Here is a 17,945-nt window from a genome sequence, read left to right on the forward strand (position 1 = left end):
TGATCTCAGGCCTTGGGCATGCCCTTGGCCCTGAGATGCCGTTTCTGTGCAGCTATTCGGAACTGCGCGTTGGCCGCTCCATAGCCGTTGTAGCCACCACGGCGCTCGACGATTTCAAAGAAGAAGGCATCGCCGTAGGTCGGGCTATAAAGCTGGAAATACTCCCCGCCTGCTTCGTCCCGGCCATACAGGACACCGAAACTCTTGAGCCGCTCAAGAAATGCTTCGTCCAGCCCGAAGCGGGCATCCAGATCGTCGTAGTAGTTTGGTGAGATCACCAGCGGCCTCACGCCATTACGAGCGAGCTTTGCAGCGGTCTCGAAGATGTCGGCGGTTTCAAAGGCGATGTGCTGGACGGACGAACCGAAGCTCTCCTCGATGAAGCGCCCAGCCAAAGTCCGCCGGTTTTCTGCACCGTTCAGAGTGATACGGAAGGACCCTTCCGGATTTTCGATAGCCTGACTGCGGACCAGTCCCGCCGGGTCTATAACATCAACCATCGGAGTTTTCTTGGTGTGGAAGATCGACGTGTAGAAGAGAAGCCAGGTCAGCATCTCTTCATAGGCCATGGTTTCGGCGATATGATCGATGCGCGTCAGGCCTACCGACGTGTCGTCATCCATGCCAGCAGACGCCTTGAATTCCAAGTCCCAGACCCTCGACAGTTCACTTGAACCGTCGATGAAATGGATCACTCCGCCCCCAATACCGCGAATGGCAGGGATCTTGGTTTCCCCGGGTCCGACGGGCTGCTCGAACAATTCGGCGCCAAGCGCCTTGGCCCTTTCCACCGTCGCCTTGGCGTCGGCCACCTTGAGGCCAATGTCACAGACATTGGCGCCGTGCATGACATAGGAGGCATGGGCGAAGCTGGATGGCTCGGAATTGACGACAATGTTGATGTCGCCCTGGGTCCACAGATCAACGGCCTTCGAGATATGCCGTTTTGTCTTCCGGAAGCCGAGCGTTGCCAGCATGGCACCCAAGCCCTCTGCCTCAGTAGCGTTTGCGGCAAACTCGACAAACTCGATCCCGCCAACATCGACCCGTTCCGGCATCTCGGGCACGGAAATCCGGATATCCGGCTCAACGCGCCGGACCTGGTCCATCAGGTGAACCAGAGAGCGGTGTCCATCCTGGGCGATCGAACGGGCTGACCCGCTGCGGAATTGATCGTTGAAGATCTCCAGCGAGATCACACCGTCGTATCCGGTCGCTGCGATTGCCCGCATGAAGCCTGTAACATCCAGGTCACCCTCTCCCGGCATGTTGCGGAAATGCCGGCTCCAGTAAAGAAGGTCCATGTCGATCAGTGGCGCGTCGGCAAGCTGTACGAAGAAGATCTTGTCACCGGGAATGGAGCGGATGGATTCCGGGTCGATCTTGCGGGACAGCGTGTGAAAGGTGTCCAGGATCAATCCGACCTGCGAATGGTCGGCGCGCCGCACGATTTCCCAGGCGTCCCGATGATCGTTGATGTAGCGCCCCCAAGCCAGGGCCTCATAGCCGAGGCGAATACCGTAGGTCTTGGCAAGATCGCCAAGTTCGGCAAGATCGTCTGCGGCGCGATCAATGCCTCCAAGTGCCAGCGGCGACACGTTCGAGCAAATGAGGACCAGATCGGTCCCCAATTCGCTCATGAGGTCGAACTTGCGCTTGGCCCGCTCAAATGCCCGGCGGCGCTGAGGCTCGGGCATTCCTTCGAAGTCACGGAAGGGCTGAAACAGCGAGATCTCCAGCCCGTGATCGCGGACCATCTGACCGACGGCCTTGGGGCTGGCGTCGAAAGCCAGGAAGTCGTTCTCGAAGATTTCCACCCCGTCGAAGCCCGCGGCGGAAATCGCCGCAAGCTTCTCGGCGAGGTCGCCGGAAATCGAAACCGTGGCAATCGCCGTTTTCATGACTCAACTCCTGCCGCTAGTAGCCAAGAACCCTTGGCAGCCAGATGACGGTTTCGGGAACGAAGGTCAGGATGACAAGCACCAGCACCTCCACCGCAAAGAACGGAAGAATGGCCTTTGCCAGCTTCGCCATGCCGACCTGGGCAATACCCTCGGCAACAAAGAGGCAAAGCCCGAGCGGTGGCGTGATCAGACCGATCATCAGGTTGAAAATCACCAGGATACCGAAATGCACAGGATCCACGCCAAGACCGACTGCCATCGGATGCAGGATCGGGACAAGCACCAGCATCGCAGCGATGCCCTCAAGGAATAGTCCGACGAACAGGAACAGCAGCATGGTCGCCAGCAGGAACGTCGTCTGGCTGTCGACATTGCCGAGGACCCAGTCGGTCAGCATGTTGGGAACGCGGTTATAGGTGAGCACCCAGTTCGCCGCTGACACGGCGGCAATGATGATCAGGATGATCGCGCTGTCCCGCATGGCTTCGGCGAAGAGCTTCGGCAGCCGCGATATCCGGATCTTGCGATAAACGAAGATGCCGAGAAACAGAGCGTAAGCAACCGCAAAGCTGGCCGCCTCGGTCGGCGTGACGATGCCTAGCAGGATCGAGCCGACGACGAAGACAGGCATCAACAACGGCAAAATGCCGCCGAACAGTGCCGCGCCAACGGGCTGGCTTGTCAGGCCTTCACTCTGGTCACCGTGATCGATCTTGACCGTCAGCATCACGTATATCGAGAGGAATATAGCCAGCAGGATACCCGGGATCACACCTGCCATGAACAGGGCCGGCACCGAGACGCCAGACACGATCAAGGCATAGATAATGACCGGGATCGAAGGCGGAATGATCGGTCCGATGACGGATGACGCAGCTGTAAGAGCAGCGGCGAAGGAGCGGCTGTATCCATGCTTTTCCATCTCCGGAATGAACACCCGGCCGATGGCCGACGTGTCGGCGACAGCAGACCCGGACAGGCCGGCGAAAATCACCGACGCCCAGATGTTCACGAGTGCCAACCCGGCACGTAGGCGGCCGACGATGACGTTGGCGAAGGCAATGATGCGCCCGGTGATGCCGCTCTCGTTCATCACTTCGCCCGCCAGGACGAACAAGGGGATGGCAAGCAACGGGAACGAGTTCATGCCCTTGAACATCTCGGTCGCGACCTGTCGAAGCGCATAAGGCGCTTCGCCGAACCCCATGAAGACGGCGAGCGTCGCGACAATGGCAACAGCGATGGGAACGCCGGCAATCAGGCAAATCAAAAACAGTGCGTAAATCATGCTGAGACTGCCTTTTGTGCCGAGACGCGCTCAATAAGTCGAATAAGGGCCGCAACCGCCAGCATCGCGCCGCCAATGGCCATCGCGTATTGCCAGGTGCCGATCTTTGCGATCCAGCCCAACCACTCGATCCCGGTCGTCTCGACGATCCAGCGCCCCGTCGAGCGCAGGCCGGAGGCGGCGATATGACCGCGACGGGCGGCGAACTCGTGGCCTGAAATCGCGAGCGCAACACCGGCAGAAAATGTGACGAGATCGACCAGCGCAAACAGTCGCTCGCGAATGCGGCTGGAGGCGAAATCGGTGAAGATCGTGAAGCGGATATGACGATCCTGGAGATAGGCCAGAGCCACCCCGAACATGACGCCATAGATCGTCAGGTAGATCGGCAATTCCTCGCCCCAGGGAACGGATTGCCCAATCGTGTAACGCCTCAGCGAGTTGACGAAGATGATGGCGAAGACAAGCGCCATGGAAAGTCCGGCGCCAAACCCGAACACCCGCCGCGCGAGGAAACCGACCGTGGTCATGTGCACATTCCCATAAAAAGAGGCCCGGGCATGACTGCCCGGACCCGCGATATTAACCTGCCTTACTGGCTGGCGTTAGCGACGGCTGCCTGCAGGCGATCGATCCACTCCGCATCGTCACCCAGTTCACCACGCAGGTATTCGATGACGGCCGGCTGAGCCTTGGCTGCGAAGGCCGAGATTTCCTCGGCGGTCGGGGAATAGACCTGCATGCCTTCTTCCTGAACCTTGTTCACGCCTTCAGCGGTGCTCCACTGCTGGATCGAACGGCCCATGTTGCCGGCAATCCGGGCAGCGCGCTGGACGACAGCCTGTTCGGCCGGAGACAGCGACTGGAAGAACTCATCCGAGATCAGGATGAAGTCGGCGGCATAAACGTGACCATCGAGGGTCATGTACTTCTGCAGCTTGTGCAGGCCGTTGTTGTAGATCACGCCGACCGGGTTTTCCTGGCCGTCAACGACACCTGTCGACAGAGCATTCGGCAGTTCGGTCCATGCAATCGGGGTCGGCTCACCGCCAAGACCATTGACCAGCTCCAGGTACAGCGGGATCGGCTGAACGCGGAACTTCAAGCCTTCCATGTCTTCCGGCTTGCGGATTTCGCGCGTGTTGTTCGTGAAGTTACGGAACCCGGTCTCGCCATAGGCGAGGGTGCGAAGGCCGGTCTGCTCCAGGCAATGTGCGCTGAGGGCAGAACCGAACTCACCGTCAAGGACGTCCCACGCGATGGTCGCGGACGAGAAGGTATAGGGAATGTCCAGGACGGAGGCCGCAGAGCAGACTTTGGACATTGCACCGGACACCAGAACGACCTGGGTGACATTGTCCTGTGCCTGGGCAATCAGCTCGTCTTCGTTGCCAAGAGCACCGGCCGGGAACAGCTCGACCGTCAGGTCGGTTTCGCCTTCCACGATATTCTTGAAGATGTGTGCAGCAGCACCCTTCTTCGAAGCGGTCCACTCATCGGGATCCACGTGGGCTACACGGATGGTCTGCGCATGTGCAGCGGTGGCCAGGCCGACGGACAGCAGCGCGCCGGCAGCGATTTTTGCAAGTGTCAGTTTCATTTTAGTCCTCCCAAACAAAGTCAGGCTTTCGCGGTATTTTGCGAAGGTGTGTCGAAGGCATCGAAGGTTGCCTTCATCCGTACCGGATCGGCTGGACGACCGGTAAAGAGCTCAAAAGCTCGGACGGCCTGGAACAAGGCCATTCCGGAGCCGGGCAAAACGCGACATCCAATGGCCCGCGCGTTCGCCAGGAATTGTGTCTCGAGCGGGAAATAGACGATGTCGGCCACCCACATTTCTGGCCTCAGCAACTCTGCCGGGAACGGGGTCCCGGGAGACTTTGCCATACCGACAGGGGTCGCGTTGACAACGCCATCGAGGTCCTTGGCGACCGCGTCGCCAATTGCCGAAACTGCGACCGCCGTCACTCCGGCGCGATTGGCTTGCACTTGGTCTGCAAGAGCCTGCGCCCGCTGCGTGTCGGAGTCAAAAATCTTGAGGTGAAGGACGCCACAGTCGGCGAGAGCATGCGCGACCGCGACACCTGCCCCACCAGCTCCGATCAAAAGAACATTGCCTTTTGCAACTCCATCCATTCCCCGGCGAAACCCTTCCGCGAACCCCCAGAGATCCGTGTTGTGGCCGAACCTTTTGCCATCGCGAAACACGACCGTGTTCACCGATCCAACAGCACGGGCATTGTCGGACAACTCGTCCAGAAGCGGCAGGATCTCGATCTTGTATGGATAGGTGATGTTCAGTCCGTTGAAGCCGGCCAGCTCTGCGGCACGCACCAGATCGCCAAGATCGGGCACGGCGGACTCAAACGCTTCCGCATCGATCAATGTGTAGATCGCACGCATCCCCTGCGCTTCCGCTTCGGCCATGTGCATTTCCGGCGTGCGGGACTTTTGAATTCCCTTGCCGACCAGACCTGCCAGTAGCGCGTCCCTTGAGCCGCCCAAACCGGACCCCCCCCAACTCATTTCGTTTTCGTTGAGCGAGAAATTGTACTATCTAGTTAATTAAGTCAATCACTTTGTACTAGCGGGTGAAATTTGCTAATCAGGGCATCCTGTTACGGAGGGAGTGGCCGTCGAATGGCAGCAGAAAGCGCGGAAAGATTAAATGCTTCGGCAAAGACACGCTGGAAGCAAGACCCGGAAGGTGTCCGCGCGGATATCCTCACCGTTGCGCTCGAAGAGTTTTCCCAGAACGGCCTGTCCGGGGCGCGTATGGACGAGATCGCCGCCAAGACACGCACGTCCAAGCGGATGATCTACTATTATTTCAACGGCAAGGAGGGGCTGTACCAGGCAGCATTGGAGGCGGCTTACCGGCAGGTCCGAAAAGGCGAGGACGATCTCAAGCTCGCTCACCTTCCTCCAAGGGAGGCCATGTCACGGCTTGCCGCTTTCACTTTTGACCACCATCGGAAGAACCCGGATTTCATTCGACTTGTGATGATCGAGAATATCCATCACGGCAAGTATCTTGAGCAGTCAGAGACAATCAAGAACCTGAACAAGGCAGCCATTGCCAATATCGAGGAAATCTATGAGCGCGGCGTCCGAGAAGGCGCATTCCGTGAAGGGATCAGCCCAATGCGGATCCATTGGCTGATCTCAGCGATCAGCTTCTTCAACGTATCCAACGCGGCAACTTTTTCGATTCTGTTCGGGGGGGATCTTCATACGGAAGAAGGACAGGAGATCCTGAAGCAGGACGCCAGTGAGGCAGTGCTGAAATTCGTCTGCGCGTGACAGTTGGCTGCCCAGGAATGAATGGCCGGGACATCGTCGGATGTCCCGGCCATTCATTTGAAGCACGATCTATTTGGTTCAACAGAACTCAGGACGCTGCCCTAAATCCCGGGATCACCTGCTCCGCATAGTCGGCAATGATCTTCTCTTCATCACCGCTGTCGAGGTAGATATTGAACTGGGTGACGCCCGCCTTCTCGAGTTCCTTCAGCTTTGCGACATGCTGTTCCGGCGTTCCAAGAACCGCAAACGAGTCGACGATCTCATCAGTAATGAAATCGAGGAACGGATTGTCGCTCTGGCCATGCTTGGAATAATCATAGCCGCGGCGCTTCTCGATGTAGGACAGGAGCGCGGCCGGCATCTCGGCCGTGTCTGCACCGTATTTCTCGACAATGTCGGCGACATGATTGCCGACCATCGCCGGGAACCACTTCACCTTCTCGCGCGCGCGCTCAATGTCGCCGGTAAATGCCGGGGCAGCTGCCATGATACGGTAGTTAGACATGTCGCGGCCAGCCTCTTCGCCAGCCTTCTTGGCTGTGTCGCCTAACCATTTACAGATGGCAGGATCCGCGATCTGCAGGATCAAGCCATCGCCGACGCGTCCGGCGGTCGCCAGCGCCTTCGGACCGTAGGCCGCAATCCACATGGGTGGCTCGTGCCCGACCGCCCATGGGAACTGAACCGGCTCCGGACAGTCGCCATATTGCGCTTCCTCACCCTTGATCAGCTTGCGCAGGACTTCGGTAAATTCCTCGACTCGGGCAAGTGTGGCGGGTTTCTTGCCCATGACACGAACGGCACTGTCGCCGCGACCAATGCCAATATCGAACCGGTCACCGGACTGCTTGGCCAGTGACCCAAACAGGCTGGCGGCCACCGACCAGTCGCGGCTGTTCGGATTGGTCACGCATGGGCCGAAGCGCATGTGCTTCGTATGCTCCATGCACATGGCCATGGCGACATAACTGTCCCGCCAAAGGATATGACTGTCGTAGAACCAGCAATAGGTGAAGCCGGCATTTTCCGCTTGCCGGACCAGGGCCTTCGCGCGATCCGCCTCGACAAAGCCCTTGAAACAGATTCCAAATTCCATCGCGGCATTCCCCTCGGTTTCGCGCTCGGCACCGCACCCTGCGCGGGTTTGTTCTGATCAAAATGTTCCCGCCTGCAGCCCTCGCCGTCAACTATTTTTGACCAATTGATAAAATTTTTTTGCCAACTCCTTGATCACAGCTAAAATTAAGGCAATTCTCAAATGGTAATTTCGTCATCGGCCGATTTTCGCATCAGGAACCACGGCTCGTACGACACAAACCGCGCCCGCAAACCCTTGCCGGGCGTCAGCTTCAGGTAGGTTTCGGGCGTGAGCAGGAAAAAGGTAATTGCTGTTTCCGGCGGCGTCGGAGGCGCAAAGCTCTCTCAAGGGCTCGCGGCGGAAATGGACGCTTCGGACCTGACCGTGATCATCAACACAGGTGATGACTCCTGGCACTACGGCCTCTTTGTGACACCGGATATCGATACGCAGCTGTACACCCTGTCTGGCCGTGCCGACCTTGACCGCGGATGGGGCCGGTCCGGGGAAACCTGGAACGCGATGAACGCCCTGCGAGAACTTGGCGAAGACGTCTGGTTCAATCTCGGCGACAAGGATCTCGGCCTAAACCTGCTTCGTACCGCCCGCCTGGCCCGTGGGGATCGGCTGACCGATATCACAAGGGATTTTGCCCGAGCATTCGGCATTGCCTCGACGCTGCTTCCCATGTGCGATCAGCCTGTCAGCACACAATTGCGCTGCACCGATGGCGATTACGACTTCCACGACTGGTTTGTCGCTCACAAGACGAAGCCTGAGGTCCGCGATGTCCGCTTTCGCGGTGCCGAGACCGCCGAAATGTCGGGCGAAGTGCGCGCCGCACTATTCGACCCTGATCTCGCCGCCGTCATCATCTGTCCGTCGAATCCCTATCTCTCCATTGCGCCGGTGTTGGCAGTTCCCGGCTTGCAACAAGCCTTGATCGATTGCCCTGCCCCCGTGGTCGGCGTGACTCCGGTTGTCGGTGGGGCAGCTATCAAGGGACCAACCGCAGAAATGATGCGAGGTTTCGATGTCCCGGTAACGGCGACTTCGGCAGCTGAACTTCATGCCGACATATTCGACGGCTACATCATTGACGAACGCGACAGCGACCAGCTGCCGGACTTCACCCGGCGACTTCCGGACCTTGCCGTGACGACGGCCGATACAATGATGGTGGATCTGCCCGCAAAACGACGTTTGGCCCGTGCCGCCCTCGATTTCGCCGACGAACTGGCGAGGCGTTGACATGACCAATTGGGCGCTCATCCCCGTCAAACAGTTCAGTCACGCCAAGACCCGCCTTTCGGGTTTGCTGTCCGAAGGCCAAAGGGCTGACCTCGCCAAAGCCATGCTGCTGGATTGTCTTCGGGTCGTTACCGCGTCCAAGCATATCGAACGGATCGCCCTGGTCTCATCAGAGCCGCAAATTTCCGAACTCGCATCCACTCTCGGCGCTCAGGTCATTCCCGATATTGGACTGGGCCTCAACGCAGCTCTGGAGCACGGCCGAAGCTTTGTCAGGAGCCTGGGAGCAAGCCGTATACTGGTTCTGCCGGCAGACATCCCCTGTATCCGCAAACAGGACATCGAGGCAGTTTTCGAACAAGGTTTGAGCACGCGGGACGCCGTCATCGTTCCGGCACACGACGGCGACGGGACCAATGCGCTTCTGATACCGGCAGACGAAGCGCTGCCATTCAGCTACGGCGTGGGAAGTTTCTCCCGTCACCGCGAAGGGGCTGACACGCTCGGAATTGAGCTTCTTTGTTTGTCTCTTCCGGCAATCGCCGCGGATCTCGACACTCCGGGGGACCTGGATCGCATCACCGCAATAGGACCGGGCCCTGAGACCTCGATGTTCCTGCGGGCTTTCAGTGCACCGGACGTTCTGTCGCTCAAGGAGGTTTCATGACTGAGACAACGAGCGACCGGAACCTCCTGCGCCATCTAGAGACCTCCTCCCTTGTCGACCTGATGGGCGAAGCAAGAGCACGACGTGATGCTGCCTTCGGCTCTCTCATTACCTACTCGCCAAAGGTCTTCATTCCACTGACCAAGGCCTGCCGAGACGTTTGCCACTACTGCACCTTTGCCAAGCCCGTCCGCCGTGGCCAGAAGGTGTTTTTGACACCGGATGAGGTCCTCGACATCGCCAGGAAGGGCGAGCACGCCGGCTGCCACGAAGCGCTGTTCACACTCGGGGAAAAGCCGGAACTTCGGTACGAAGCGGCCCGTGAGGCCCTCGCCGAACTTGGCTTTTCAACGACCCTCGACTATCTCGCCCATGTCGCGCAGCTGGTGCGGGACGAGACATCGCTTCTTCCGCATCTCAATCCCGGCACGCTGACGCGAGCGGAGTTCGAGCAGCTAAAACCGGTCTCGGCTTCCATGGGCATGATGCTGGAGACAACGTCGGAGCGCTTGTCGGCTCGCGGCGGTCCTCATTTCGGCAGCCCTGACAAGGATCCAACCGTCCGGCTCGCAGCTCTTGAAGCCGCGGGGCAGGCGAATGTTCCCTTCACCACCGGCCTGTTGATCGGCATCGGGGAAACCCGCGAGGAACGCCTCGAAGCATTGCTGGCAATCCGCGACAGCCACATTCGGCACGGCCACGTGCAGGAAGTCATCATCCAGAATTTCCTGCCCAAGCCCGACACCAAGATGCGAAACTGCCCGCCGGCAGATCCTTTCGAACATCAATGGACGATTGCAGCAGCCCGCCTGTTGCTGCCGCCGGAGATCAGCCTGCAGGCACCCCCGAATCTAGCGGCCGGAACGGGTGCCGAACTGATCGAGGCAGGTATCAATGACTGGGGCGGCATATCCCCGGTCACGATCGACCATATCAATCCGGAGGCTCCATGGCCGTCCCTGGACAAGCTGGCGGTGATCACGGCCAGCGAAGGAAAGACGCTCGCGCCACGCCTGACCGTGTATCCGCGATATCTCAAGGCCGATGGGCCTTGGATCGCCACGCAAATGATGAAATCGGTCCTTCGGGCATCGGACGCGTCAGGTCTAGCCTTCGAGGGCACATGGACGCCGGGCTCTCTGGAAAAGGCACCACTGATCCGGCGGAGTGGGCGCGTCGATCCGACCATATCCGCAATCCTCGCGAAACCTGCCGGCACGGAGCTGGCCGAGGAGGAGATCTCGATACTCTTCACCGCTCGGGGCAACAGCTTTCACGCGGTCTGCGAGCATGCTGACGCGCTCAGGCAGAAATCGAATGGCGACACGGTCCACTATGTCGTCACTCGCAACATCAACTACACGAACGTCTGCACCTATGGCTGCACGTTCTGCGCCTTCTCGAAGGGCAAGACCCACGAAGCGTTGCGCGGTCCGGCCTACGATCTCGACATGACGGAGTTCTCACGCCGTGTCGCCGAAGCCTGGGCCCGCGGCGGCACCGAGATCTGCCTTCAGGGCGGCATTCATCCCGGCTACACCGGCGAAACCTATCTGAAGCTCTTACGTCATGCGAAACAGGCCGCACCGGGTATACATGTCCATGCGTTCTCGCCTCTGGAGATCTGGCAGGGTGCGGCGACGCTTGGCCTGCCGCTCACCGAGTATCTTCTCCAGTTGAAGGACGCCGGACTGTCATCGTTGCCGGGCACGGCTGCGGAAATCCTCGACGACGAGATCCGGGAGATCATTGCTCCGGACAAGATCACGACGGACCAGTGGTTCGAGGTGATGCGCGCCGCGCATTCGATCGGCCTGAAAAGTACCGCAACCATCATGTACGGCCACGTCGAAAGCCCGAAGCACTGGGCCCGTCATCTGATGCGGCTGCGCCGCCATCAACTCGACTTCGGCGGCTTCACGGAATTCGTTCCCCTGCCCTTCGTCGCTCTTGAAGCTCCGATGTATCTGAGGGGCAAGTCGCGAAAAGGCCCGACCTGGCGCGAAGCAGTTCTGATGCATGCCGTTGCGCGCATCGCCCTGCACGGCGTCATCGACCACATCCAGACATCGTGGGTGAAGATGGGGCCGGAAGGTGCCGCGGCCTGCCTGAACGCTGGTGCAGACGATCTCGGCGGAACGCTGATGAACGAAAGCATCACTCGAGCCGCGGGAGCGGTCCACGGCCAGGAATTCGCCCCCTGGCAAATGGAGGACCTCATTCGCTCCCTCGGCCGTGTCCCGCGCCAGAGATCGACCCTATATGCCCCGGTTCCCGAAGAACGCCGACAGCGCGCCCTGCAGGCAGCGCCGCTGGAAGCGATGATCAACACGCCATTCGTCAGCCGCAGGCGGCGCCAGCCGCAAGACGCCTGACCCGAAACAGATCTTCCCAACCAGAGGAATCAAAATGCTGCGCATCGGATACAAGGCCTCGGCCGAACAGTTCACGCCCGGCGACCTGATGGATTTCACCGTCACTGCTGAAGAGCTCGGCTTCGACAGCGCGTTCATTTCCGACCATTTCCAGCCCTGGCGCCATACGGGTGGTCACGCACCACATGCTCTGGTGTGGCTTGGGGCCGTCGGCGCCCGCACCAGCAAGATCGTCCTAGGCACCTCAGTCCTGACCCCAACCTTCCGCCATCACCCCTCCATGATTGCACAGGCTTTTGGCACACTGGGATCGATGTTCCCCGGACGCGTCATCCTCGGAATCGGCACGGGCGAGGGATTGAACGAAGTTCCTGCAACAGGATGCGAGTGGCCGGAGCGCAAGGAACGCTTCGCCCGCCTGCGGGAGGCCGTACGTCTGATGCGCAAGCTTTGGACGGAAGATCGGGTCACCTTCGAGGGCGACTACTACAAGACGGAAAGCGCGACCATCTATGACCGTCCGGAGCAGCCGGTTCCGATCTACGTCGCAGCAGCCGGTCCGATGATCGCAAAATACGCCGGCCGTTTCGGCGATGGCTTCATCTGTACGTCGGGCAAAGCCCCGAGCCTTTACAATGAAACCCTCATCCCCAATCTCGAGGACGGACTGACCCAGCAGGGGCGCACCGCCAGCGATGTCGACCGGATGATCGAGATTAAGCTTTCCTTCGACACCGATGTTTCCCGGGCGAAGGAAGACACCCGTTTCTGGGGCGCACTTGCACTCACTCCAGAACAGAAAATGACGGTTGAGGACCCGCTCGAGATGGAAAAGCTGGCGGACAGCCTGTCATCGGACCAAACCGCAAGTCGCTGGATCGTCACGTCCGATCCGGAAGAGGTGGTGGAAAAGGTTCGCCCCTACGCCGAGCTCGGTTTCAAGCACCTGGTCTTCCACGCTCCCGGCCCGGACCAGGCGCGTTTCCTGACCCAGTTCTCCAAGGAAGTGATGCCTCGGCTGCGCAAGGCTTTCGGCTGACCAAAAAATGCCAAGTCTTTCCCTCGTTTCCCTTGATGGCTTTCCCATGGTCAAACCGGGCGATGACCTCGCCCGCCTGACCCTTGATGCGATGGCCGCGCAAGATCTTGCATTCCGGCCAGGAGATGTACTGGTACTGGCGCAGAAGATCGTTTCAAAGTCGGAGGGCCGGCTGCGCGATCTCGCGAGCATCGACCCATCAGACGAGGCGATTGCGCTTGCAAAAGAAACGGACAAGGACCCGAGGCTCGTTCAGGCGATCCTCGACGAGAGCACGGACGTCGTGCGAAAACGCAAGGGCGTTCTGATTGTCCGCCACAAACGCGGGTGGGTCATGGCACAAGCCGGGATCGACCAATCGAACGTCGAAGGAGGGGAAGACGGTCAGCTTCTGCTGCTTCCGCTGGACCCGGACAGGTCGGCGCGGTTGTTGCGGCAGGAGATCGAGCGCCAGACCGGCACAGCTCCGGCCGTCGTCATAGCGGACAGCTTTGGCCGCCCATTCAGAAACGGTACCACTGGCGTTGCAATCGGAGCGGCCGGTCTTACCAGCTACATGGACATTCGCGGCGAGCGCGATCTCTTCGGTCGAGAGCTGAAGGTTTCGACCATTGGCCATGCCGACGAAATCGCGTCAGCCGCCTCCCTGTTGATGGGGCAAGCTGCCGAAGGGCGGCCCGCCGTCCTGCTACGGGGTCTCCCGGCCACCGGAGACTCACCGGCGTCGGACCTCGTGCGCCCCATCGAGGAAGACCTGTTCCGCTGACAAAGTGCCAGAGAGTGGCAAGGTCGTCATGACGACGGCTCATTCCACCAGTCGGCACCGGTCGGAATCACGAAAGCCCGCTAAATACATGAATATTATACTCATGTATTGACCGTTTTATTTTATGAATATAATAGTCAAGTTATAGCCATACGATGCTCCGTTCCGCAGCATCCCGGAGCGCATGCCGAGCTTTTGCCGGCATCCGCCGCCTCCGACCAGCCAAGAGCGCTGCACCAAACACCGGTGCTTGACCCCAAATTTCTTGAAATCGAGTGAGGCGGTTCATGACCGAAACCAATTCCCCGCGATACCGTGCGGACCAAATCCGCAACCTGCGTGAGCAGCATCCGAATCTGCGTGAGCGCGACTTCGCCCGTTCAATTGGAATCTCGGAAGCTGAATTCACGGCAGCCTATGTCGGCCAGAACGTACGCCGCATCTCCACGGACTTCGATGTGATCTTCCCGGGTCTTCAGAAGGTCGGGGAGGTCATGGCGCTGACGAGAAACGAGAGCGCTGTCCACGAAAAGATTGGCCTGTTCGAGAAGTTCGTCAACGGCAAACGAGCCGCGCTGATGCTCGGCGAGAATATCGACACCCGGATGTTCCGATCCGCCTGGGTCCATGGCTTCGAGGTTCGCAAGACCGACGGCGGCACACTGCGCCAGTCACTGCAGTTTTTCGGCGCCGACGGTGAGGCCGTCTTCAAGGTGCACACACGTCCGGAGACGGATCTCGCGGCCTGGGACGAGCTCGTGGAAGCTCTCCTTTTGGACGACCAGCAAGAAGGGCTTAGCGTCAAAGAGCAGGAGGAACCCACCGAGCCTCGCGCGACTGCGACGGCCGAAATCGTGACGACCCTAAAGGAACGCTGGGAAGCCATGACCGATCCCCATCAGTTCCACGGAATGCTCAAGGATCTGGACCTGCACCGCCTGAGCGCGTTTGAGGTCATCGGAACCCGTTGGGCGTGGCAGCTGGACAAGGACGCAGCAGTTTCGCTTTTGCGGATCGCCGCAAGCGAAGGCCTGCCGATCATGTGCTTTGTCGGGAACAAGGGCTGCATCCAGATCCATTCCGGTCCGATCAGTAAGATCATGGAGAAGGGTCCGTGGATCAACGTCATGGATCCGACCTTCCATTTACACCTCCGCATGGACCAGATCGCCGAAGTCTGGGCGGTTCGCAAACCCGCGGACATTGAGCACGTCACCTCTGTCGAGGCCTATGACAAGGACGGCAACCAGATCATCCAGTTCTTCGGGGTCCGCAAGGAAGGATCGACCGAGCGCAGCGACTGGCGTGAACTCGTTGAAAAGTTGCCCCAGATCCAGCCTGTTTCGGCATTGGGAGCAGCAGAATGAACGTACGCACGCTGCTTTCCCGAACCTCGCGCCTCGCATCGCTGCTCGGTGCCTTTGTCTTCACCGCGGCGCCAACACTCGCCGACGAACCAGCAAGTCGCATTGTCTCCGTAGGTGGGTCGATCACAGAGATCGTATATGCACTGGGTGAGAAAGAGCGGCTGGTTGCGCGTGACAGCACCAGCACCTATCCAACCGAGACAAGCGACTTGCCGGATGTCGGCTATATCAGGCGGCTCGCGCCGGAGGGCGTGCTTTCCGTTTCGCCGGACCTTCTGCTCATGCTGGAAGGCAGCGGCCCTCCTGAAACGGTCGACCTTTTGCAGAAATCAGGTCTGCGGATCATAACTGTCCCCGAAGCCTATTCCCCGGAGGGGATTCTGGAAAAGGTTCGCATTGTCGGCGATGCTCTCGGTGTTCCTGAGAAAGCCAAGCGTTTCTCCGACGATCTCCGAACATCCTTGAACAAGGCGCATGAGAAGAGTCTCGGTCAGGCAGACGGCATAAAAGTTCTGTTCGTTTTGTCGAACAATGGCGGGCGTGTTCTTGCTTCGGGTTCGGGAACCGCTGCTTCGAACATCATTGCGCTCGCCGGGGCGAAGAATGCGACCCCGGAATTCGAGGGTTACAAGCAGCTGACCGACGAAGCGATCATGCAGGCGGCTCCCGATGTCGTTCTGATGATGAGCAATGGCGCCAATCACGGCGATACTGATGTCTTCGCCAACCCAGCGCTTGCGTCGACACCTGCCGGTCAGAACAACCGTATCATAAAGATGCCCGGCAGTTATCTGCTGGGATTTGGCCCAAGGACTGCCGACGCGATCCTCGAGCTCTCGGAAAAGCTTTCTGCGATCAAGGGCTAGGCGCAAGATGACAGACGTTTCGGCCCAGCCGTTCCCGTTACTCGCGAAAGTCCGTTCCAAGACCGGGTTGGTGCCGGCTCAGTCCGGCCTTCGCAGCCTGAGGGCAAGATGGCTGATCGGCATACTGTGCGTCACCTTGATCCTTGTGATGTTCGGCAGCCTGGCGACTGGCCCGATCGGCATATCGGTTGCCGATTTCCTGATCTCCTATGCCAGCCACATTGCCGGCGGCGGGACCGGGAGGCCGGACGCTGTATCGCTACGCGACTGGATCGTCCTGTCGCAGATCCGCCTGCCCCGCATTCTCCTCGGGGCTTTGGTCGGTGCGTCACTGGCGGTGTCAGGAGCAGTCATGCAGGGGCTCTTTCGCAATCCGCTTGCAGATCCGGGGATTGTTGGCGTGTCTTCCGGGGCTGGTCTCGGCGCAGTAGGCATGATCGTATTGGGGGGCACCATCCTTGCGCCGGTTGTCGCATTTTTCGGCATATATGCCTTGCCCCTCGCAGCTTTCGGCGGCGGTCTCACCACAACCTGGCTCCTCTATCGCATTGGCACGAGCAGCGGCGTCACGTCCGTGGCAACCTTGCTCCTTGCCGGTATCGCCCTGGGCGCGCTCGCGGGCGCCTTCACAGGAATTCTTGTCTATATGGCGGACGACCAGCAGCTCCGCGACCTGACCTTCTGGGGTCTGGGATCACTGGCCGGCGCCACATGGACCAAGATCCTTTCCGCCGGTCCGATCATCGGCCTGACGTTGATCTTCATGCGCCTCTTCGCAGACGGGCTGAACGGACTGATGCTCGGAGAAGCTGCAGCCGGTCACATCGGCATTCGGATCCAACGCCTGAAAAATATCTGCATCGTCATGGTCGCAGCCTCGACGGGTGCATCCGTGGCAGTCAGTGGCGGCATCGGCTTCGTCGGAATTGTCGTCCCCCATCTGCTGCGTCTGGTGATCGGCCCTGATCACCGCTACCTGCTACCAGCGTCTGCGCTTCTCGGCGCCAGCCTGCTGATTGTGACCGACGCAATCAGTCGGACGATCGTTGCCCCTGCGGAGCTTCCGATCGGAATTCTGACGGCTTTGCTCGGTGCGCCTTTCTTCCTGTGGTTGCTTCTAAAAAAACGCGGAATGATGGGGATGTGATGACCAGCCCGTTCACCAATCAAGAAAACCTTCGAGAGGCTGCGAACCGGAGCCACCTGAGCATCGAGGGCGTAGGCATCGCATACGGCAAGACGCTTATCGTTGACGGGGTCAAGCTGAGCGCCGAGGCGGGAAAGGTCCATACAATCATTGGCCCGAACGGATCGGGGAAAAGTACGCTGCTCAAGGCCATCAGCGGCGAATTGCGCTACGCCGGGAGCATCACGCTTGCCGGACACGGCATCGCCGAAAGCTCCACCCGAACGCTTGCAAATATTCGAGGTGTCCTGCCGCAACATTCAGCGCTGTCATTTCCTCTGACCGTCGCCGAGGTCGTCAATCTGGGTATCCTGAAACATGCTGGAACACTGTCTCAGGCGGACCGGCATCAACGCATTCTTGACGCGCTGTGTCTTGTGGATCTGAAAGGTTTCGAGACGAGAACATATCAGACCCTCTCGGGCGGAGAACAGCAGCGAGTGCAGCTTGCACGGGTTCTGTGCCAGGTCTGGGAACCTGTTGCCGCTCATGGAACTCCACGCTGGCTGTTTCTTGATGAACCAGTCTCGAGCCTCGACATCAAGCATCAGATGCAGATCATGGACGTTGCCCGCGGCTTCGCCAGACGCGGTGGCGGCGTGCTCGCCATCATGCATGACCTGAACCTGACCGGAGCCTACGCCGATACGGTTACGGTGCTTCGCAGGGGCAAGATCCTTGCCCATGGGTCCGTAGAAGACGTATACCGGGATGAAATCCTGTCGGCCGCTTACGACTATGACATCCGCGTCGCACGGATCGATGGCCATGACGCCCCGGTGGTTCTGGCATCATAGCCGCGCCCCCTATGAGTGCGGCATCACGGAGAAGCTGATCTGGGCGACAAGCATA

16 protein-coding genes are annotated in these 17,945 nt (G+C 59.4%); 10 read left to right on the forward strand and 6 right to left on the reverse strand.

The window, feature by feature from the left end; all coding sequences use genetic code 11:
* Positions 1–5 precede the first annotated feature (5 nt).
* The 5 genes from ACN0SY_RS09630 to ACN0SY_RS09650 all read right to left on the reverse strand — a co-directional run bounded on the left by ACN0SY_RS09630 (position 6) and on the right by ACN0SY_RS09650 (position 5,718).
* The gene (locus ACN0SY_RS09630) at positions 6–1,901 is read right to left on the reverse strand and encodes a bifunctional sugar phosphate isomerase/epimerase/4-hydroxyphenylpyruvate dioxygenase family protein (RefSeq protein WP_417686721.1); all 1,896 of its coding nucleotides are present in this window, start codon (positions 1,899–1,901) and stop codon (positions 6–8) included.
* Between the two features lie 16 nt (positions 1,902–1,917).
* Positions 1,918–3,192, reverse strand: coding sequence for a TRAP transporter large permease (locus ACN0SY_RS09635; RefSeq protein WP_417686723.1), 1,275 nt, complete (start codon positions 3,190–3,192; stop codon positions 1,918–1,920).
* Positions 3,189–3,722, reverse strand: a complete 534-nt coding sequence (locus ACN0SY_RS09640; RefSeq protein ID WP_417686725.1) for a TRAP transporter small permease — start codon at positions 3,720–3,722, stop codon at positions 3,189–3,191. Before ACN0SY_RS09640 ends, ACN0SY_RS09635 begins: the two co-directional genes overlap by 4 nt.
* Before the next feature lie 62 nt (positions 3,723–3,784).
* Positions 3,785–4,792 carry a DctP family TRAP transporter solute-binding subunit gene (locus ACN0SY_RS09645; RefSeq protein ID WP_417686727.1) on the reverse strand — a complete coding sequence of 336 codons (1,008 nt, stop codon included), beginning with the start codon at positions 4,790–4,792 and terminating at the stop codon, positions 3,785–3,787.
* 20 nt (positions 4,793–4,812) lie between these two features.
* Positions 4,813–5,718: a shikimate dehydrogenase gene (locus tag ACN0SY_RS09650; protein ID WP_417686729.1), complete on the reverse strand. Its 906-nt coding sequence runs from the start codon at positions 5,716–5,718 to the stop codon at positions 4,813–4,815.
* 114 nt (positions 5,719–5,832) lie between these two features.
* On the opposite strand from ACN0SY_RS09650, the gene ACN0SY_RS09655 reads away from it, so the two are divergent.
* Positions 5,833–6,495, forward strand: coding sequence for a TetR/AcrR family transcriptional regulator (locus ACN0SY_RS09655; RefSeq protein WP_417686731.1), 663 nt, complete (start codon positions 5,833–5,835; stop codon positions 6,493–6,495).
* Between the two features lie 88 nt (positions 6,496–6,583).
* On the opposite strand, the gene ACN0SY_RS09660 is transcribed toward ACN0SY_RS09655, so the two are convergent.
* Complete coding sequence (locus tag ACN0SY_RS09660) at positions 6,584–7,594, reverse strand: TIGR03842 family LLM class F420-dependent oxidoreductase (RefSeq protein ID WP_417686733.1); 1,011 nt, start codon at positions 7,592–7,594, stop codon at positions 6,584–6,586.
* Between the two features lie 270 nt (positions 7,595–7,864).
* Here ACN0SY_RS09660 and cofD point away from each other — a divergent pair, with 270 nt between their 5' ends.
* From cofD to ACN0SY_RS09705, 9 genes are all read left to right on the forward strand, one after another.
* Complete coding sequence (gene cofD / locus ACN0SY_RS09665) at positions 7,865–8,827, forward strand: 2-phospho-L-lactate transferase (protein WP_417686735.1); 963 nt, start codon at positions 7,865–7,867, stop codon at positions 8,825–8,827.
* A 1-nt stretch (position 8,828) separates the two neighbouring features.
* A complete protein-coding gene (gene cofC, locus ACN0SY_RS09670) occupies positions 8,829–9,494 on the forward strand; it encodes a 2-phospho-L-lactate guanylyltransferase (protein ID WP_417686736.1) in 666 nt (221 codons plus the stop codon).
* Positions 9,491–11,869, forward strand: coding sequence for a 5-amino-6-(D-ribitylamino)uracil--L-tyrosine 4-hydroxyphenyl transferase CofH (gene cofH, locus ACN0SY_RS09675; RefSeq protein ID WP_417686738.1), 2,379 nt, complete (start codon positions 9,491–9,493; stop codon positions 11,867–11,869). The genes cofC and cofH overlap by 4 nt, the downstream gene beginning before the upstream one ends.
* A gap of 34 nt (positions 11,870–11,903) precedes the next feature.
* On the forward strand, positions 11,904–12,908 hold the full coding sequence (gene fgd, locus ACN0SY_RS09680; RefSeq protein ID WP_417686740.1) for a glucose-6-phosphate dehydrogenase (coenzyme-F420): 1,005 nt from the start codon (positions 11,904–11,906) through the stop codon (positions 12,906–12,908).
* A gap of 7 nt (positions 12,909–12,915) precedes the next feature.
* On the forward strand, positions 12,916–13,674 hold the full coding sequence (gene cofE / locus ACN0SY_RS09685; RefSeq protein WP_417686742.1) for a coenzyme F420-0:L-glutamate ligase: 759 nt from the start codon (positions 12,916–12,918) through the stop codon (positions 13,672–13,674).
* 287 nt (positions 13,675–13,961) lie between these two features.
* Complete coding sequence (locus ACN0SY_RS09690) at positions 13,962–15,041, forward strand: hemin-degrading factor (protein ID WP_417686744.1); 1,080 nt, start codon at positions 13,962–13,964, stop codon at positions 15,039–15,041.
* Positions 15,038–15,907, forward strand: coding sequence for a heme/hemin ABC transporter substrate-binding protein (locus ACN0SY_RS09695; protein WP_417686746.1), 870 nt, complete (start codon positions 15,038–15,040; stop codon positions 15,905–15,907). Before ACN0SY_RS09690 ends, ACN0SY_RS09695 begins: the two co-directional genes overlap by 4 nt.
* A gap of 7 nt (positions 15,908–15,914) precedes the next feature.
* Positions 15,915–17,054: a FecCD family ABC transporter permease gene (locus tag ACN0SY_RS09700; RefSeq protein ID WP_417686748.1), complete on the forward strand. Its 1,140-nt coding sequence runs from the start codon at positions 15,915–15,917 to the stop codon at positions 17,052–17,054.
* Entirely contained in the window at positions 17,054–17,890 is an 837-nt protein-coding gene (locus ACN0SY_RS09705) for a heme ABC transporter ATP-binding protein (RefSeq protein ID WP_417686750.1), read from the forward strand. Before ACN0SY_RS09700 ends, ACN0SY_RS09705 begins: the two co-directional genes overlap by 1 nt.
* Positions 17,891–17,945: the final 55 nt, after the last annotated feature.

Origin of the sequence: Roseibium sp. (assembly GCF_048261595.1) — a bacterium.
In the GTDB taxonomy this organism is placed as follows: domain Bacteria; phylum Pseudomonadota; class Alphaproteobacteria; order Rhizobiales; family Stappiaceae; genus Roseibium.